Annotated in this window: 1 protein-coding gene and 1 pseudogene; both read left to right on the top strand. The window is 40.7% G+C overall.

Features of this window, described 5'->3' with window-relative positions; genetic code table 11:
* Nucleotides 1-297 (top strand): transposase (gene tnpB / locus NW213_RS16770; protein ID WP_258323475.1); only part of this gene is annotated, 297 nt, incomplete at its 5' end.
* Between the two features lie 90 nt (nt 298-387).
* A pseudogene (locus NW213_RS16765) lies at nt 388-728 on the top strand (IS66 family transposase); the annotation flags it as partial.

Here is a 728-nt window from a genome sequence, read left to right as displayed (position 1 = left end):
CTTCCTGAGCTTCATGATATGAGATGCAAGGCTCAGCGTATATGTGAGATAATCCGCGGCAGGTACCACCGTGACCCGATGAACGGCGATGTTTACATGTTCATGTCTAAAGACCAACGCAAGGTTCGTATGATACACTATGAGCGCAATGCCTACTACCTTCATAAGAAGTCCTTCATAAAGGGTTATAAGTTCATGAAAATAGAGCGTAAGGACGATGTGACAGTGTATAAGATAGACTGGAAAGACCTGGTCACGATACTTGAAACTCCGGTGATAACGAGCATAAGAATTTAATGATAAAACTCTGAAAATCAGCGATAAAAGTTCTCTGAATATTTGTGTATCTCACTAAAAATGAGTATCTTTACATAAAATTTAGAGAACATGGAAACAGAGGAACTCATAGAACACATACTCAGACAGAAGCATCTTCAAGAGATGATGGACAGACCCGAAAAGGAGTATACGCCCCTTGAAGGTATGGATAATGAGCAGATAAAGAGGTTCGCCCTGTTCCTGTTTGAGGAGAATCAGAACAAGAGCAAGCAGCTTGATGAAATGATAGCACGACTTGATGAAATAGGAAAAGACCTGAAGGACGCCAACCGTAAGATTGATTCCCTTACAGATGCCCTGCTCAAGGCAAACAACAAGGCTGAAAAGGTAGCTCTTGAATATAAGATACAGTTGAAGGAATACAGAAAGCTTGAGAAAAAGCATAATGT

This window comes from Bacteroides sp. ET336 (assembly GCF_024733815.1).
In the GTDB taxonomy this organism is placed as follows: domain Bacteria; phylum Bacteroidota; class Bacteroidia; order Bacteroidales; family Bacteroidaceae; genus Phocaeicola; species Phocaeicola cellulolyticus.
Note: the sequence above shows the minus strand (reverse complement) of the source record. Positions and strands in the feature narration are given on the sequence as shown.